We start from the raw sequence: 15,835 nt of genomic DNA on the forward strand, positions 1-15,835 counted from the left end.
CGATCACGCAGTACGGCGGCCGTTATCTGGTCCGCGGCGGATCCGCCGAGACGGTCGAAGGCGAACCGCCTGCCAAGACCCTGATCATCGTCGAGTTCCCGTCGATGGCACGGCTGCGCGAATGGTATGCGTCGGCCGAATACGCCGAAGCGCTGCGCGAGCGCGGGAAGGCGCTGGACCGGCGGCTGATTTTCGTCGAGGGTGCTGCACCTGCGTAAAGACCGGACGGTAGCGCGCCCATGCTCAAGATCACCCCCCGCCGCAAGCGCTGGCTGAAGCTGACGTCAGCGCGGTGGCAGCGGCGGGTGCTGTTCGTGGCCGGCGGCCTTGTGGTCGGCGCTGCGGCGGTGGCGCTGGCGAAGCTCGCCGACGAGGCCCAGTTCGCCTTCAACTGGCTGCTGTCGCAGTCGCGCTATGCCTCGCTGATCGTGACTCCCGCGGGCTTCGGTTTCTCGGTCTATCTGACGCAGCGCTTCTTCCCGAACGCCCAAGGCAGCGGCATCCCGCAGGCGATCGCCGCGCGGCACCTGACGGACACCCGTGCGCGCAGTCCGCTGGTGTCGATCCGCATCGCCATCGGCAAGGTGCTGCTGACCTTGCTCGGGTTGCTGTGCGGCGCTTCGGTCGGCCGCGAAGGGCCGACCGTCCAGGTCGGCGCCTCCATCATGTTCGCGCTCGGCCGTCTCTCGCCGCGCCGCCAGCCGGGCCTGATCCTGGCCGGCGCTGCGGCCGGCGTCGCCGCCGCGTTCAACACGCCGCTGGCCGGCATCGTGTTCGGCATCGAGGAGATGAGCCGCGCCTTCGAGACGCGGACCTCGAGCCTGGTCATCGCCACCGTCATCGCGGCCGGCCTGACCTCGCTGGCGCTGATGGGCAACTACGCCTATTTCGGCACGACCCCGATCGCGCTCGGCCGGGGCATCGACTGGCTCGCGGTGCCGATCTGCGGCGTCGTTGGCGGCGCTGCCGGCGGCCTGTTCAGCCGCATCCTGATCACCATGGCGCGCGGGCTGCCCGGGACCGTTGGCCTGTTCATCAAGCAGCGGCCACTGCCGTTCGCAATCGCATGCGGCTTCGCCGTGGCGCTGTGCGGCCTTGCCTCCGGCGACACGATTTACGGCACCGGCTACGCGCAGGTGAAGGCGGCGCTGGAGAGCGGCACGCCGCTGCCGGTCGATTTCGGCGTGCTGAAGTTTTTGGCCACCACGTTCGCCGCGATCAGCGGCATTCCTGGCGGCATCTTCGCGCCGTCGCTCGCCGTGGGCGCCGGCATCGGCGCCAATGTCGCGAGCCTGTTCCAGCACACCCCGCTGGGCCCGATCATGCTGCTCGGCATGGTCGCCTACTTTGCCGGCGTGGTACAGGCGCCGATCACCGCCTTCGTCATCGTCACCGAGATGACCGATAACCACGCCATGGTGGTGCCGCTGATGATGGCCTCGCTGATCGCCTACGGCACCTCGCGACTTGTCTGCGAGGAGGGGCTCTACCACGCGCTCGCCAAGGGCTTTGTCGCCAAGGCCGAGGCGGGGGCTGCGGGACATTCGTAGAAGCCCGGTTGAGCGCAGCGACATCCGGGTTCGTCGCAACAGCTGGTGTGACCCCGGATGTCGCTGCGCTCATTCGGGCCACGCATCTGGTATGCAAAAAACGACCACAGCGTCACGCGCCCTTGATGGGTGTGCAACAGCGTCGTCATCGTATGATGATGCTCATCACACGACGCGAATGGGAACCATGATGGCCGTCGAGACTGCAATCGCTTCGATCTGTCATCGCGTCGAGGCGATGAGCTCCGGCTCCAGAGCAGGGGTTTGTATCGCGAGCCGCGATCATACGCGCCTGGTGCGATCAATCTTTCCCAACCTGCCGGAGGCGTTCCAGTCCTCGATCAGGGACTTGCCCATGCGGGCGCCATATGTCGGCTCGTGCACGGCGGCGATGGACGGCAACACCGTGATCACCTCGCACGATGTGAGCAGGGACGCTCGCTTCAGTGAGTTCTTTGTCGATCTCTGTCTTCGTCATGGCGTCCGCTCGCTGCAGTCGCGTCCCGTCTACGGGCGGGAGCGCAAGCCAATCGGAACTTTCGTGCTCGGCTATGCCGAGCCGCGCGCAACGGCCGATTTCGACGGCGCGTTGATGGAGTTTGCCGCCGATGCCGTCGGAACCCTGTTGCAGCAGGAGCTGGATCGCGCCTGACGATCCGGGTGCGAAGACGTGCTGCTGACATGAGCAGGGTGATGCTGATTTGAGCGGGCTTGCCCGCGATCGCATGGCACAACGATAAATTCCGCTGTCCATTCAAGATCGACGTCTTGGCACATAGCTTGCGTAGTTGAGTCCAGCGCAGAGCATCGCTCTCTTGGGTTGGCGTGCCCATCGTCGGGATCCCGTGGGATCGGTGGGACGATGCAGGTCGCGCCCACCGTCGGTGGAGCCTTACGGCTCGTCGCCATCATGGGGTCCATCCCGTCGTCTGGATGGAGACTCGCATGTGCGATCGTGACGGAACCTTCTATCGCAGCTTCTCTCGCCGCAACTTCCTCAAGACCTCGGTGGCCGCCGCGGCCGCCACCGTCGCCGTTCCCGCCCATTTTGCCGCGCTGCTGACGCCGACGCCGGCGATGGCCGGGACGGTCATCAAGGCCACCCATGGCTCCGGCTTCTGCAACATGGGCATCTTCCTCGCCAAGGAGCGCAACCTCACGGTCGCCGACGGCGTCGATCTCGAATTCGTCGTGACGCCGTCGAACACCGAGATCACCACGATGTTCGGCGCCGGCCTCGTCGACATCTCGATGATTCCATACTCCAACTTCATGACGCTCTACGACGCCGGCGCGCCGGTGAAGATCGTCGCCGGCGGCGGCGTGCAGGGCTGCATCATCGTCGCCAAGGAGGGCATCAAGTCGGCCGCCGACCTCAAGGGCAAGACCTTTGGCACCTTCCAGGCCGATACGCTGGAAGTGCTGCCTTACGACTACCTGAAGAAGGCCGGACTGTCGTTCAAGGACGTCGACATCAAATATCTCGACACCTCGCCGGAGCTCGCCCAGGCCTTCATGGCCGGCGCGCTCGACGCGATCTGTCACATCGAGCCCTATGCCACGCAATGCGTGCAGCAGCGCAAGGGCGCGACCGTACTGTCCGACGGCACTGATCTTTACGGCAAGGGCTATTCGGACTGCGTGCTGGCCGCGCGCGTGCCGCTGATCGAGAAGAACCCGGCAGCCGTGAAGGCGGTCATCAAGGCATTGATGGTGGCGCAGAGCCAGGCCGAGGCCGACAAATCAGCCGCGCTGAAGGACACTGTCGGCAAGTACTACAAGACCTCGATGGAGGCAGCGATCGATGCGTCGTCGAAGCAGCCGATCGTGGTCGACCAGCGCAGCCAGACCCAGTTCATCATCGACCGGGGCGTGTCGATGAAGGAGCTCGGCTATGTCAAGAAGCTTCCCGACCAGGGCGCCTTCGACTGGTCGCTGCTGGAGGCCGTCATCGCCGACAACAAGGCGCTGTATGACGGGCTCAAGCTGAAATCGGCATGAGAGATCGTGTGGCCCATCCTTCAAGACGCGGGCCTTTCGGCCGGCTCTTCGAAGATGAGGTCATCGTTTGCGGCGCAAGGATCGATCCTCGTCATGAGCAGGCCGGTCATGGTCAATCAGCAGCGCCGCCCTCGGCTTTTGACCCTAATGGTGAGGAGCGCCGCGCCGATCGGTGGCTACTTTGCAGAAATCGTCGTGCGCGGCGCGTCTCGAACCATGAGGCCACAGCTCGGGCCTCGCCCTTCGAGACGCCCGCCTTGGGGCGGGCTCCTCAGGGTGAGGGCTTGGAGGGTCATGCAGGGTGACGGAGATCATGCGCTTGCCAACTGACACCGTAGCCATGAGCGCGCCGGCTACGGACGCGTCGCCACTTCCCGCGTCTCCACCACGCAACTGGCGCAAGGCCCAGCGCCAGCTCGCGGCACTCGGCTGGGCTGCGCTGTCCATCGGACTCTTCGCCGCGATCTGGGAAGCGCTGTGGTACTTCGACAAGATCAATCCGCTGCTGCTGCCGCCGCCGCACCTGTTCCTGCAGGACATCCCGGGGACGCTGAAATTCTTCGACCGCTCCAACCGCGTCGGCTCGGTGGCCTCCGGCGGCGGCGTCGGCGCGCTGGGCATCACGATGTTCTGGACGACGCTCCGCGTGTTCACCGGGCTCGCGCTCGGCTTCGTCAGCGGCGTCGCGGTCGGCGCCACGCTGCATTACGTGCGCTGGCTGCGCAACCTGTTGATGCCCACCGTGCTGCTGCTGGCGCCGATCTCGCCGGTGGCCTGGCTGCCGGTCGCGATCTTCGTGTTCGGCATCGGCGACGTGCCGGCGATCTTCCTCGTCTTCATTACCGTGTTCTTCACCATCGTGCTGTCGACCTCGGCCCAGATCGAGAGCGTCCCGGTCAACTACATCCACGTCGCCCGCATCATGGGCGCGACGCAGACGCAGCTGTTCTGGCGAGTCATCCTGCCTTCGATCCTGCCGAGCCTGTTCATGACGTTGCGGCTGAACTTGTTCGGCGCTTGGATGGTGGTGCTGATCGCCGAGACCGTCGGTGTCGGCACCGGGCTCGGCCAGATCATCTCGATGGCGCGTGCGACCTTCAATGCCAAGCTGGTGTTCTTCACCATGGCCGTGATCGGCGCGCTCGGCTTCCTCAGCGACTGGGGCCTGCGCCAGATCCAGCGCCGCATGCTGTGGTGGGTGGCGCCGAACCGGGGAGGGGTGTGATGGTCCGTCCGGCCGTCTCCATTCGCAATGTGGGCAAGACCTGGGACGTCGAGGGCCGGCCGCCGCTGCGCGCCATCGACGACCTGTCGTTCGATGTCGCGCCCGGCGAGTTCGTCGTGCTGCTCGGCCCCTCCGGCTGCGGCAAGTCTTCGCTGCTCTACATGATCGCGGGCCTGGAAGGCGTGAGCAATGGTGTGATCGAGGATGACGGCATCGCGATATCAGGACCGTCGCCGGAGCGCGGCCTGATCTTCCAGGAAGCCTCGCTGTTTCCCTGGCTGACGATCCTCGACAACGTCGCCTTCGGCTTGGCCATCCGGGCCGAACTGCCGGAGCGGCGCAAGGAGAAGGCGCGCGAGATCCTGCGCCGCGTCGGGCTCGGCGACGTGCTCGACAAGAAGCCGGACGAACTGTCCGGCGGCATGCGCCAGCGCGCCGCGTTCGCCCGCGCTCTGGTAATGCAGCCGCGCGTCCTGATGATGGACGAGCCATTCGCCGCGCTCGACGTCCAGACCCGCGCCAAGCTGCAGGATTTCCTGCTCCAGATCTGGCAGGACAGCGGCGCCTCGGTGCTGCTCGTGACCCATTCGATCGACGAGGCGATCAGCCTCGCCGACCGCGTCATCGTGTTCACGGCGCGGCCGGGCCGGGTCAAGGAGATCGTGCCGATCGACCTGCCGCGGCCGCGGCCGACGCGCTCGCCGCGCTACCACGAATATCGCGACTATTTCACCGAGCTGCTCGCTGCCGAGGTCGACAAGGCCTTCGCCGAGCAGTCGGGCCTGTGAGAGGGAGACCGAGGCATGACTGAAGTGTTGGTCGGGGCGAAGTGGGTCGTCTCCGGAATCCAGGATCGGCATACACCGATCGTGATTGAGGACGGCGCCGTGTTGTCGCGAGACGGCGTGATCGTCGCGGTCGGACCGTTCGCCGAGCTCGAACGGCTGGCGCCGCGGGCCACCGTGAAGCGCCATCCGAACCATGTAATGCTGCCGGGCTTCGTCAACAGCCATCACCATGTCGGATTGACGCCGCTGCAGCTCGGCTCGCCCGATCATGCGCTGGAATTGTGGTTCGCGAGCCGCCTGCCGGCGCGCCGGATCGACCTCTATCTCGACACGCTGTATTCGGCCTTCGAGATGATCGCCTCCGGCGTCACCACCGTTCAGCATATCCACGGCTGGATGGCCGGCGGCTTCGATGCCATCCACGGTGCCGCCACCAAGGTGCTGCAGGCCTATCGCGCCATCGGCATGCGCGCCTCCTATTGCTACGCGGTGCGCGAGCAGAACCGGCTGGTCTATGAGGCCGACGAGGAATTCTGCGCGCGTTTGCCGGCGCCGTGGAACGAGCGGCTGGCCGCGCATCTCAAGGCTCAGCAGGTGCCGTTCGCCGACTACATGAAGCTGTTCGACGTGCTGACGGCCGAGAACGCCGGCCAGAGCCTGACCCGCATCCAGCTCGCGCCGGCCAATCTGCATTGGTGCACCGATGACGGCCTGGTCGCGCTGCACGAGAAGTCGCGCGCAGCCAAGGTGCCGATGCACATGCACCTGCTGGAGACCGCCTATCAGAAGGAATATGCGCGCCGCCGCACCGGCAAGACTGCCGTGCGCCATCTGCACGATCTCGGCGTGCTCGGCCCGCACATGACGCTCGGCCATGGCGTCTGGCTGACCGCGGAGGACATCGACATCGTCGCCCACACCGGCACCTGCATCTGCCACAACTGCTCGTCGAACTTCCGGCTGCGCTCGGGGCTCGCGCCGCTCAACGCCTGGGAGAAGAAGGGCATCACCATCGGCATGGGGCTCGACGAGGCCGGCATCAACGAAGACCGCGACATGCTGCAGGAATTGAAGCTGGCGCTGCGCGTCCACCGCACGCCCGGCATGGACGACGACGTTCCGACCGCGCCGCAGATCGTGCGCATGGCCACCGAAGGCGGCGCCAAGACCACCGCGTTCGGCGACAGCGTCGGGAGATTGGAGCAGGGCCGGCTTTTCGACGCGGTGCTGATCGACTGGAACGCCGCGACCTATCCGTTCCAGGATCCGGACATTCCGATGCTCGATGCGCTGGTCCAGCGCGCCAAGTCGCAGCATGTGGCGGCGGTCTATGTCGGCGGCGAGATCGTCTACGCCGACGGCCGCTTCACCCGCGTCAACCGCGACGAGGTGCTGGCCGAGATCGCCGACATCCTGGCCAGGCCACGCAACGAGGAAGAGGTGGCGCGGCGTGATCTCGGCCTCGCGGTGTTCCCGCACGTCAAGCAGTTCTACGACGGCTATTTCGACAGCGCCGAACACACGCCGTTTTATCGAACGTCGACGAAGAGTTAGTCGATCATACCGTAGCGCGGGCAAAGCGACCTCAGAAAGTCGGCTGTGTGCCGCTGTCGATTGGCAAGCGCCTTGGCGAGACCACGCGGGGGCCTCCGCCGTCTCAGCTGGCTCCGTCATTGCGAGGAGCGAAGCGACGAAGCAATCCAGAGTCGTGGGCGGGACTCTGGATTGCTTCGCTGCGCTCGCAATGACGTGGAGAGAGTGTGCGTCGTCGCCTGTCGCCCAGATGAGCGACAGCCTGCGCCCCGCGGGCGCTGTCGTCACTTATCCGGCCTTGGCGGGAGCCGGTCCTCACTTCCGGAACGGATCGGGCCGCATCAACAGCTTGCCGGAGATCGAGTTCGGCACCTCGTAGGGCGAGCCGATCGACAGCACGTGGCTGAGCGCGATCAGCCGGTTCGGCAGCTTGGCCGGCGGCGGCGTCTGGAACGAATAGGACGTCGGGTTGTGGCACAGGAAGCAGTTCAGCACGTTCTTGATCGGCGTGTTGTCGGCCTGCTGCACGAACGTCTCGGCGGTGGCGTTGGCGAGGTTCACTGAGCCCACGGCATTGGTCTGGTTGCTGTTCAGATTGTAGGAGTTCGGCAGCATCCACACCGTGCCGTCGAGGCTGTAGCTCGCGAAGGTCGATTGCGGGCTCTTCAGGTCCGACAGAAACCCCTGCGCCTGGGCCGTGATGGCGAAGATGTTGCCGACGCCGTTCGGCTGGTTCTCGCCGCCGGTCTGGTTCTCCAGCACGACGTTGGTCACCGGCGTGAGCTTCTGGCTCGCCGGATCGAGCGTCAGCTGCGGACGGCTGGCGCCGGGCTGCGCCGCGATATTGACCTGCGAGAACGGCGTGCGGCCCTTGTACAGCGTGTAGCTTTTCGGATCGGAGCGGCTCGCCGAGGGCACGAAGGTGTTGTCCGGCGTCTGCGGCGAGTTGTTCTTCAGCTCGAACGTGCCCCACAGGAACTCCGGATGGTTCTCGGTGTAGCCGACCACGTGCAGCCCGATCAGCGCCACCGTCACGGTAACGAACTTGCCGGGCACCGGCTGGATGGTGATCAGGCCGGGCGTGATCTTGTTCTCCAGGACCGGCACCTGCGCCTGGGTCGTGTAGGCCCCGGCTGGCGGCGCCTGGTTGGGATCGAGCCGCAGCCACGTCGCCTTGAACACGGCATCACCGACCGCGAAGGACGAACCGGCCGGCTGGCTTTGATAGCCGCCGGTCACGATCAGGTTCTTGCGGGCGGTGTTGAAATAGGTCTGGTTCATGTGAACCGACGCGTAGACCGGGTAGCCGTTCTGGGCGACGAGCATGTTGCCATCCGCCTGGACGATCGCGCCCGCGCCCTCGGTGAAGCCCGCGGTGCCGTGAAAGACCTGCGCGCGGGCGGCCAGCGTCAGCGGCCGCACTTTCGGTGCGCCCGCATTGTCGGCGTTGCTGAGCAACTCGTCCGGCGTCGCCAGCGTCATGAAGCGCGGCACCGTGGCGCCAGAGCCGGAGTCCTTCACCAGCGCGGTGGCCCAGACGAACGCCTCCCACGACCATTGGTGGAAGTTGCAGTCGGGCGTCGGGATCGTCTTGGTGTCGGAGGTCGGGAAGGCGGCATCCGGCTTGAGATATTGGCCGAGCCCCTCCGACCAGCCGAACGCCGGACAATTCTTGGCCGGCGGCGGAGGCGCCGCATTGGCCGGACAGATCATGCCGGCAAGTCCGCTTGCGGCCAGCGTCGTCGCGAACGTCAGCGTGAGCCATTGAATGGTCTTCATGGCAATCTCCATGTGATGCGCGCTTGGAAGGGACTGGCGGTGTCGCGTTGACGATCGGGTCCGACGTCTTGCCGCTAAATCCTGCCCAAGCGCAGTCAATGCTGTTAAAAATGAATCATTCAAAAGTAGTGCGCCGTGAAGATGCACGCGAAGGTGAAATTTACAAGACCGGCATTTCACGCATGCGGAGTTTTTTTCGGAGCACCTCGGCACCTGCACGTAAGGGGGGGCGGGAGCCAAGGCCAACATCGGTCGTCCGCTGACAGCATCGAATGTGAGCGCGCGCACGGTGGCCGCCGCTGTTTCAGCCCATCCTGCCGGCCGTTCGCTGGAAGAGTGCGGACAATGACGTCCTCACGCCAGTGGACATCAACCACAGGAGAGTGACATGAAGTCCATCATGGCCGCGGCGCTGGTGCTCGTCGTCACGTCGGGCGCGTGCCTGGCGGGCACGCCGCTGATCGATGCGCGTCAGAACGTCCAGTCGCACCGCATCTACAACGGCATCGCCTCGGGCCGGCTGACCTATCCGGAATCGCAGCAGCTGATCCGCGGCCAGCTCCATGTGCAGAAGCTGGAGAACCGGGCCAAGGCCGACGGCGTGGTGACGCCATTCGAGCGCGCCCGCATCAATGTCGCGCAATCCGTACAGGGCGCGCGCATCTTCTGGAAGAAGCACAATTAGGCGGATCTCCGTCGCGACGACAACTGCGAAGCCCGGATGAGCGAAAGCGACATCCGGGTCCACGTCAGTAACCCGTGAGACCCCGGATGTCGCTGCGCTCAATCCGGGCGACAGTAACTAATACGTCGCGCGGCCGCCTGAGATGTCGAAGACGGCACCGGTCGAGAACGAGCACTCCTCGGAGGCGAGCCACGATACCAGCGACGCGAGCTCCTCGACGAGGACGAAGCGGCCCTTCGGGATCTTCGACAGCATGAAGTTGATGTGCGCTTCGGTCATCTGGTCGAAGATCGCGGTCTTCGCCGCCGCCGGCGTCACCGCGTTGACGGTGATGTTGTGCTGCGCCAGCTCCTTGCCCAGCGACTTGGTCAGCGCGATCAGGCCGGCCTTCGAAGCCGAGTAATGCGCGGCGTTGGGGTTGCCTTCCTTGCCGGCAATCGAGGCGATGTTGACGATGCGGCCATAGGCCTGCTTCAGCATGACCGGCACGATCGCCTTGGCGCAGATGAAAGGGCCGTCGAGATTGATGCGCAGCACCTTGCGCCATTCCTCGAGATCGGTCTCCCACACCGTCTTGTTGATGCCGGCGATCCCTGCATTGTTGACGAGGATGTCGATGGTGCCGAAGGCCGCGAGTGTCGCATCGCGAGCGCCTTCGACGGCGGTGGTATCGGTGACGTCGACCTTGAGCGCCAGCACCTCGGGACCGATCTCCCTGGCCGTCCTCTCGGCGAGCGCGATGTCGTGATCCCAGATCGCGACCTTGGCGCCCGACGCCCTGAAGCGCTCGGCGATCGCGCGTCCGAACCCTTGCGCGCCGCCGGTGACGACGGCGCAACGGTGGGTGAGGTCCATGTGGTTCATGGTGTTTCTCCGGTGGCTGTTGCCGTCATTCCGGGATGGTCCGAAGGACTAGACCCGGAATCTCGAGATTCCGGGTTCGATGCTTCGCATCGCCCCGGAATGACGCAAGTTCTACAGCGTCCAGCCGCCGTCGATGGTATGCGCCACGCCGGTCGTGAACGCGCTCTCGTCGCTGGCGAGATACACGGCGAGATGCGCGATCTCCTCCGCCGTGCCGAGCCGTCCCATCGGCTGACGCGAGATGAACATCTCGAGCCCGTTCGGACCGGCCGAGGCGGCGCGTCCCAGCATCGATGGCGTTTCGATCGTGCCGGGGCAGATGCAATTGCAGCGGATCTTCCTGCCGACGAAATCGGCTGCGACCGAGCGGGTCAACGCCGCGACGGCGGCCTTGGTCGCGCCATAGACGTAGCGGTTCGGCGCCGCCTTGAACACGCCGGCGGCGGACGCGATGTTGACGATCGCGCCGCCGTTCTCGGCCAGCATCTTCGGCAGGAAGGCGCGGATCGTGCGGTGCATCGACTTGACGTTGAGGTCGAAGGAGAAATCGAAATCGTCGTCCGAGCAATCGAGGATGGTGCCGTTGTGCACGAAGCCGGCGGCATTGAGCAGGATCTCGACCTTGCCGACCCGCTCGGCCATCGCGTTGACGGCCGCCGTATTGCGCACGTCGAGCGTCGCGACCTCGGCGATGCCCTCGGCCTTCAGCGTCGCGAGACCCTTCTCGTCGATATCGGTGGCGAACACGGTCGCGCCTTGCCGGGCAAAGGCGATGGCGCAGGCGCGGCCGATGCCGGCTGCGGCGGCGGTGACAAAGGCGCGCTTGCCCTTGAGGCGGTCGGACATGGGGTCTCCCTGTAGTACAGTTTACTTTTTCGTCATCGCGAGCGCAGCGAAGCGATCCAGGGCTGCGTGTGCGGCTCTGGATTGCTTCGTCGCTTCGCTCCTCGCAATGACGGTGGCTGGCTTTGTGCCGTGTGTCTAGTGATTATGCCTGGCCACGCCGACAGTGCCAGCGATGTTCTGGTATCGCGTCGCCAGCTCCATGCAGGCGCCGGTGGACTGCTGGCCGACGGTGTTGCGGTAGAGCTCCTGCCACGGCGTCTGGTTGGCTGGATGTGGGAAGCCGCCCTTGGCTTTCAGCTCCGCATGGCGCTTGGCCACCTCCTCGTCGGAGATCAGGATGTTGGCCGAGCCCTTGTTGAGGTCGATGCGCACCTTGTCGCCGGTCTTCAGGATGGCGAGGCCGCCGTCAGCCGCAGCCTCTGGCGAAGCGTTCAGGATCGACGGCGACCCCGAGGTGCCGGACTGGCGGCCGTCGCCGATGCAGGGCAGGGACAGGATGCCGCGTTTGATCAGCGCTGCCGGCGGCTGCATGTTCACGACCTCGGCGCCGCCGGGATAGCCGATCGGGCCGGCGCCGCGGATGAACAGCACGCAGTGCTCGTCGATGGCGAGCGACTCGTCGTCGATGCGGTCGTGATAATCCTCCGGGCCCTCGAACACGATGGCGCGGCCCTCGAATGCGTTGGGGTCCTTCGGATTGCTCAGATAGCGGTCGCGGAATTCCTTGGAGATCACGCTGGTCTTCATGATCGCCGAATCGAACAGATTGCCGCGCAGCACCAGGAAGCCGGCATCCTTCACCAGCGGCTTGTCGTAGGACCAGATCACGTCATTGTCGGGCTTCGGCGCGGCGCGGCAATTGTCGCCCATGCTGCGGCCGTTGACGGTGATGACGTCCTCGTGGATGCGCTTGTGCCGCATCAACTCGCCGATCACAGCCGGCACGCCGCCGGCGCGGTGGAATTCCTCGCCGAGATAGAAGCCGGCCGGCTGCATGTTGACCAGCAGCGGCACGTCGTGGCCGACGGTCTGCCAGTCGTCGATATCGAGCTCGACGCCGACATGGCGCGCCAGCGCGTTGATGTGGATCGGCGCGTTGGTCGAGCCGCCGATCGCGGAGTTGGCGACGATGCAGTTCTCGAACGCCTTGCGGGTGAGAATGTCTGACGGCTTGAGATCCTCCCACACCATGTCGACGATGCGCTTGCCGGTCTCGTAGGCGATCTGGCCGCGCTCGCGATAGGGCGCGGGGATGGCCGCGCAGCCGGGCAGGGACATGCCGAGCGCCTCGGCCAGTGCGTTCATGGTCGAGGCCGTGCCCATGGTGTTGCAATGCCCGACCGACGGCGCCGAGGACGCCACGATCTGCATGAATTCCTCGTAGTCGATCTCGCCGGCCGCAAGCCGCTCGCGCGACTTCCACACCACGGTGCCGGAGCCGGTGCGCTGGCCTTCGTGCCAGCCGTTCAGCATCGGTCCGCCCGACAGCACGATCGCGGGGATGTTCACGGTGGCCGCCGCCATCAGGCAGGCCGGCGTCGTCTTGTCGCAGCCGGTGGTCAGCACCACGCCGTCGAGCGGATAGCCGAACAGGATTTCCACAAGGCCGAGATAAGCGAGGTTGCGGTCCAATGCGGCAGTCGGCCGCTTTCCGGTCTCCTGGATCGGGTGGGTCGGAAACTCCATCGCGATGCCGCCGGCCTCGCGGATGCCTTCCCGGACGCGATGCGCGAGCTCCAGGTGATGCCGGTTGCAGGGCGACAGGTCGTTGCCCGTCTGCGCGATGCCGATGATCGGTTTGCCGGATTGCAACTCGGCGCGGGTGAGGCCGAAGTTCAGGTAGCGCTCGAGATAGAGCGCGGTCATGCCCGGATTATGCGGATCGTTGAACCAGGCCTGCGAGCGCAGCTTGCGGCTCTTGTCTGCGCCGTTGCCGGCATGTCCGTTCGATTTTGTCATTCGTTCCTCCCGCAGTGCAAACGTGGCGAGCCGGTCTCTCAGGGGCGCCTGCAACAAGGCGCTGCAGTGCAATGGCTTGGTGTCGAGATCGCCTACGTCTTTCGTTCAAGTCGCCGTCTTCAGCGTGGTTCTAAATCAGCCATTTTGGTTGCGCTACCATTTTGTTCCTGAGGCGCGGTCAGCCTGTACCGGCCCGGTCAGGGCGGCGCGCTGCAGCGTCGAGCTTTGCCGCTCGATCACCTCGAAGCCGAGATCGACGACGCGCCCGGTCACAGGCCGCCCTTCGACATCGTCCATGATCATCGTCGCGGCGCGCAAGCCCATCTCGTAGCGGTTGGTGCGGACGCTGGTCAGCGTCGGAACCGCCGCCGCCATGAACTCCATGTCGTTGAAGCCGACGATGGCGATCTGCTCGGGTACGGCGATGTGGCGGCGCTGGCATTCGAACAGCACGCCGAGCGCGAGGTCGTCGTTGGCGCAGAACACGGCGTCGATATCCGGCGCCCTCAGCATCAGATCCGAGAACAGGTTGCCGCCCATGGTCGTCGAGGTCGGCACCGCCGTCGTGACGATCAGTCGCGGGTCGAACAGTCCGGCGTTCTTCATCGCGTTCTGATAGCCCTGCAGGCGCCGCTGCACCCTCGGGTCCATGCGGGCGCCCAGAAAGCCGATACGTCGGCAGCCCTGGGCGAGCAGGTGGGAAATGGCCGCATAACAGGCGTCGACATGCGAAAAGCCGATCATCATGTCGATCGGCTCGGGGCCGAGCTCCATGATCTGCACGACCGGGCAGTCAGCCGCCTGCACGAGGGCGCGGCCTTCGGCGGTCTGGTCGACGCCGGTGACGATCAGCCCGGCCGGCTTCTGCATCAGGAACAGCCGCAGCAGGCGCTCCTCCTGCAGCACGCTGTAGCGCGTGTTCGCAAGTTGGATGCTGTAGCGGCTGCCTTCGAACGCGTCATAGATGCCGCGCAGCACGTCTGAGAACACGTTGTTGGTGAGGGACGGTATCAGTACGCCGATCACCTCGGTGCGCTGCGAGGCGAGCGCGCGCGCGGCGAGGTTGGGGACGTAGCCGAGATCCTTGGCGGCGCTCTCAATGCGCAGCCGGCGGCCGGCCGAGACGGTGTCGGGATTACGGAAGAAGCGTGACACGGTGATCGGGCTGACGCCCGCCAGTGCCGCAACCTCGGTCAGCCGGACTTTGCCCGGCTTGATATGTTTCCGTCCCATCCGTCGCTCATAGCATAGGCGGTCTGGTACACAAGCGATATTGACAGCGCTATCACACGGTTGCTAAGCGAAGCATTGCGAAAGAGAACTAAACTGCCGACAATGCGTGCTGAGCCTGCGCCCGTCAGCGCAGTCAGAACGATCAGAAGACTACACAACGATAAGCGGCCCGAGCAAACGGCCGCGAACAACGGTCAGAATGCCGCCGATCTGCAGCCAATGCAGTCGGTCTTTGAGGAGGAAATTGATGTCGTCGGTGCAAATTCGCGACGTGCGCAAATCGTTCGGCGGTTTCGAGGTCCTGCACGGCGTGACCATTCCGATCGAGGATGGCGAGTTCGTCGTGCTGGTCGGTCCGTCCGGCTGCGGCAAGTCGACGCTGCTGCGCATGCTGGCAGGGCTCGAGAACATCACCTCCGGAACCATCTCGATCGGCGAGCGCGTGGTCAACAACGTGCAGCCGAAAGAGCGCGACATCGCGATGGTGTTCCAGAACTATGCGCTCTATCCGCACATGACCGTCGCCGACAACATGGGCTTCTCGTTGAAGCTGCGCGGCGCGCGGCCCGAGGACATCAAGAAGGGCGTGGCGCGCGCGGCCGAGATCCTGGCGCTGACGCCGCTGCTCGATCGCTATCCGCGCCAGCTGTCCGGCGGCCAGCGCCAGCGCGTCGCCATGGGCCGCGCCATCGTGCGCGATCCCCAGGTGTTCCTGTTCGACGAGCCGCTGTCGAACCTCGACGCCAAGCTGCGCGTCGCGATGCGCACCGAGATCAAGGAGCTGCATCAGCGGCTCAAGACCACCACGGTCTACGTCACCCACGACCAGATCGAGGCCATGACCATGGCCGACAAGATCGTCGTGATGCATGACGGCATCGTCGAGCAGATGGGCTCGCCGCTCGATCTCTACGACAAGCCCGACAACCAGTTCGTTGCCGGCTTCATCGGTTCGCCGGCCATGAACTTCCTCAACGGCCATCTCAAGTCGAACGGCTCGGTCTATGTCGAGACCGACAACGGCGCCAAGCTGCCGCTGCTGACGGCGCCGGCCGCCTCGGATGGCCGCCCGGTGGTCTACGGCGTGCGGCCCGAGCATCTCGAATTGGCCAGCGACGGCATCGAGGCCGAGGTGATCGTTGTCGAGCCGACCGGCTCGGAGACGCAGATCGTCGCCCGCATCGGCACCCAGGACATCATCGCGGTGTTCCGCGACCGCCACGAGGTCAATCCCGGCGAGAAGATCCATCTGCGTCCGCGCGCGTCGGCGGCGCATCTGTTCGACAAGGATACCGGCCGGAGACTTTGATCCGGCCACGCGGCGCGGAACTAACAACTCAATAACAAGCACAGACAACAAACAAAACAAGCC

The 15,835-nt window shown here is 65.3% G+C and carries 14 protein-coding genes; 9 read left to right on the forward strand and 5 right to left on the reverse strand.

The features are described from left to right. The first annotated feature begins 2 nt into the window (after positions 1 to 2). The 7 genes from BRAO375_RS05515 (at position 3) to BRAO375_RS05550 (ending at position 7,118) form a co-directional block, all read left to right on the forward strand. A complete protein-coding gene (locus BRAO375_RS05515) occupies positions 3 to 218 on the forward strand; it encodes a DUF1330 domain-containing protein (RefSeq protein ID WP_064742405.1) in 216 nt (71 codons plus the stop codon). Between the two features lie 21 nt (positions 219 to 239). Continuing rightward, complete coding sequence (locus BRAO375_RS05520; protein WP_009026464.1) at positions 240 to 1,550, forward strand: chloride channel protein; 1,311 nt, start codon at positions 240 to 242, stop codon at positions 1,548 to 1,550. Between the two features lie 391 nt (positions 1,551 to 1,941). Then, positions 1,942 to 2,202, forward strand: coding sequence for a hypothetical protein (locus tag BRAO375_RS37220; protein ID WP_139031306.1), 261 nt, complete (start codon positions 1,942 to 1,944; stop codon positions 2,200 to 2,202). Positions 2,203 to 2,495: 293 nt separating this feature from the next. Further along, on the forward strand, positions 2,496 to 3,551 hold the full coding sequence (locus BRAO375_RS05530) for an ABC transporter substrate-binding protein (RefSeq protein ID WP_009026466.1): 1,056 nt from the start codon (positions 2,496 to 2,498) through the stop codon (positions 3,549 to 3,551). A 340-nt stretch (positions 3,552 to 3,891) separates the two neighbouring features. Beyond that, positions 3,892 to 4,776 carry an ABC transporter permease gene (locus BRAO375_RS05540; RefSeq protein ID WP_009026467.1) on the forward strand — a complete coding sequence of 295 codons (885 nt, stop codon included), beginning with the start codon at positions 3,892 to 3,894 and terminating at the stop codon, positions 4,774 to 4,776. Then, complete coding sequence (locus tag BRAO375_RS05545; protein WP_009026468.1) at positions 4,776 to 5,564, forward strand: ABC transporter ATP-binding protein; 789 nt, start codon at positions 4,776 to 4,778, stop codon at positions 5,562 to 5,564. The genes BRAO375_RS05540 and BRAO375_RS05545 overlap by 1 nt, the downstream gene beginning before the upstream one ends. A 15-nt stretch (positions 5,565 to 5,579) precedes the next feature. Further along, positions 5,580 to 7,118 carry an amidohydrolase family protein gene (locus BRAO375_RS05550; RefSeq protein ID WP_009026469.1) on the forward strand — a complete coding sequence of 513 codons (1,539 nt, stop codon included), beginning with the start codon at positions 5,580 to 5,582 and terminating at the stop codon, positions 7,116 to 7,118. 294 nt (positions 7,119 to 7,412) lie between these two features. On the opposite strand, the gene BRAO375_RS05555 is transcribed toward BRAO375_RS05550, so the two are convergent. After that, positions 7,413 to 8,876, reverse strand: a complete 1,464-nt coding sequence (locus BRAO375_RS05555) for a hypothetical protein (protein WP_009026470.1) — start codon at positions 8,874 to 8,876, stop codon at positions 7,413 to 7,415. A 388-nt stretch (positions 8,877 to 9,264) separates the two neighbouring features. Here BRAO375_RS05555 and BRAO375_RS05560 point away from each other — a divergent pair, with 388 nt between their 5' ends. After that, positions 9,265 to 9,561 carry a hypothetical protein gene (locus BRAO375_RS05560; RefSeq protein ID WP_035639092.1) on the forward strand — a complete coding sequence of 99 codons (297 nt, stop codon included), beginning with the start codon at positions 9,265 to 9,267 and terminating at the stop codon, positions 9,559 to 9,561. Positions 9,562 to 9,678: 117 nt separating this feature from the next. On the opposite strand, the gene BRAO375_RS05565 is transcribed toward BRAO375_RS05560, so the two are convergent. The 4 genes from BRAO375_RS05565 to gntR all read right to left on the reverse strand — a co-directional run bounded on the left by BRAO375_RS05565 (position 9,679) and on the right by gntR (position 14,463). Further along, positions 9,679 to 10,425 (reverse strand): SDR family NAD(P)-dependent oxidoreductase, encoded by a 747-nt coding sequence (locus BRAO375_RS05565; RefSeq protein ID WP_009026472.1) that lies wholly within the window; start codon positions 10,423 to 10,425, stop codon positions 9,679 to 9,681. A gap of 111 nt (positions 10,426 to 10,536) precedes the next feature. After that, positions 10,537 to 11,271, reverse strand: a complete 735-nt coding sequence (locus BRAO375_RS05570) for an SDR family oxidoreductase (protein WP_009026473.1) — start codon at positions 11,269 to 11,271, stop codon at positions 10,537 to 10,539. A 135-nt stretch (positions 11,272 to 11,406) separates the two neighbouring features. After that, positions 11,407 to 13,230: an IlvD/Edd family dehydratase gene (locus BRAO375_RS05575; RefSeq protein ID WP_009026474.1), complete on the reverse strand. Its 1,824-nt coding sequence runs from the start codon at positions 13,228 to 13,230 to the stop codon at positions 11,407 to 11,409. 153 nt (positions 13,231 to 13,383) lie between these two features. Further along, positions 13,384 to 14,463 (reverse strand): HTH-type transcriptional regulator GntR, encoded by a 1,080-nt coding sequence (gntR, locus tag BRAO375_RS05580; RefSeq protein ID WP_009026475.1) that lies wholly within the window; start codon positions 14,461 to 14,463, stop codon positions 13,384 to 13,386. Positions 14,464 to 14,710: 247 nt separating this feature from the next. Between gntR and BRAO375_RS05585 the strand changes: the two genes are divergently transcribed. After that, complete coding sequence (locus tag BRAO375_RS05585; protein WP_035639096.1) at positions 14,711 to 15,772, forward strand: ABC transporter ATP-binding protein; 1,062 nt, start codon at positions 14,711 to 14,713, stop codon at positions 15,770 to 15,772. The last annotated feature ends 63 nt before the right edge of the window (positions 15,773 to 15,835 follow it).

The organism is Bradyrhizobium sp. ORS 375, from assembly GCF_000239775.1.
Lineage (GTDB): Bacteria > Pseudomonadota > Alphaproteobacteria > Rhizobiales > Xanthobacteraceae > Bradyrhizobium.

What these genes read in the sequence shown, in the direction of transcription:
- BRAO375_RS05520 (WP_009026464.1), top strand. Translation starts at nt 240, where the DNA reads ATGCTCAAGATCACCCCCCGCCGCAAGCGCTGGCTGAAGCTGACGTCA.
- BRAO375_RS37220 (WP_139031306.1), top strand. Translation starts at nt 1,942, where the DNA reads ATGGACGGCAACACCGTGATCACCTCGCACGATGTGAGCAGGGACGCT.
- BRAO375_RS05530 (WP_009026466.1), top strand. Translation starts at nt 2,496, where the DNA reads ATGTGCGATCGTGACGGAACCTTCTATCGCAGCTTCTCTCGCCGCAAC.
- BRAO375_RS05540 (WP_009026467.1), top strand. Translation starts at nt 3,892, where the DNA reads ATGAGCGCGCCGGCTACGGACGCGTCGCCACTTCCCGCGTCTCCACCA.
- BRAO375_RS05545 (WP_009026468.1), top strand. Translation starts at nt 4,776, where the DNA reads ATGGTCCGTCCGGCCGTCTCCATTCGCAATGTGGGCAAGACCTGGGAC.
- BRAO375_RS05550 (WP_009026469.1), top strand. Translation starts at nt 5,580, where the DNA reads ATGACTGAAGTGTTGGTCGGGGCGAAGTGGGTCGTCTCCGGAATCCAG.
- BRAO375_RS05555 (WP_009026470.1), bottom strand. Translation starts at nt 8,876, where the DNA reads ATGAAGACCATTCAATGGCTCACGCTGACGTTCGCGACGACGCTGGCC.
- BRAO375_RS05560 (WP_035639092.1), top strand. Translation starts at nt 9,265, where the DNA reads ATGAAGTCCATCATGGCCGCGGCGCTGGTGCTCGTCGTCACGTCGGGC.
- BRAO375_RS05565 (WP_009026472.1), bottom strand. Translation starts at nt 10,425, where the DNA reads ATGAACCACATGGACCTCACCCACCGTTGCGCCGTCGTCACCGGCGGC.
- BRAO375_RS05570 (WP_009026473.1), bottom strand. Translation starts at nt 11,271, where the DNA reads ATGTCCGACCGCCTCAAGGGCAAGCGCGCCTTTGTCACCGCCGCCGCA.
- BRAO375_RS05575 (WP_009026474.1), bottom strand. Translation starts at nt 13,230, where the DNA reads ATGACAAAATCGAACGGACATGCCGGCAACGGCGCAGACAAGAGCCGC.
- gntR (WP_009026475.1), bottom strand. Translation starts at nt 14,463, where the DNA reads ATGGGACGGAAACATATCAAGCCGGGCAAAGTCCGGCTGACCGAGGTT.
- BRAO375_RS05585 (WP_035639096.1), top strand. Translation starts at nt 14,711, where the DNA reads ATGTCGTCGGTGCAAATTCGCGACGTGCGCAAATCGTTCGGCGGTTTC.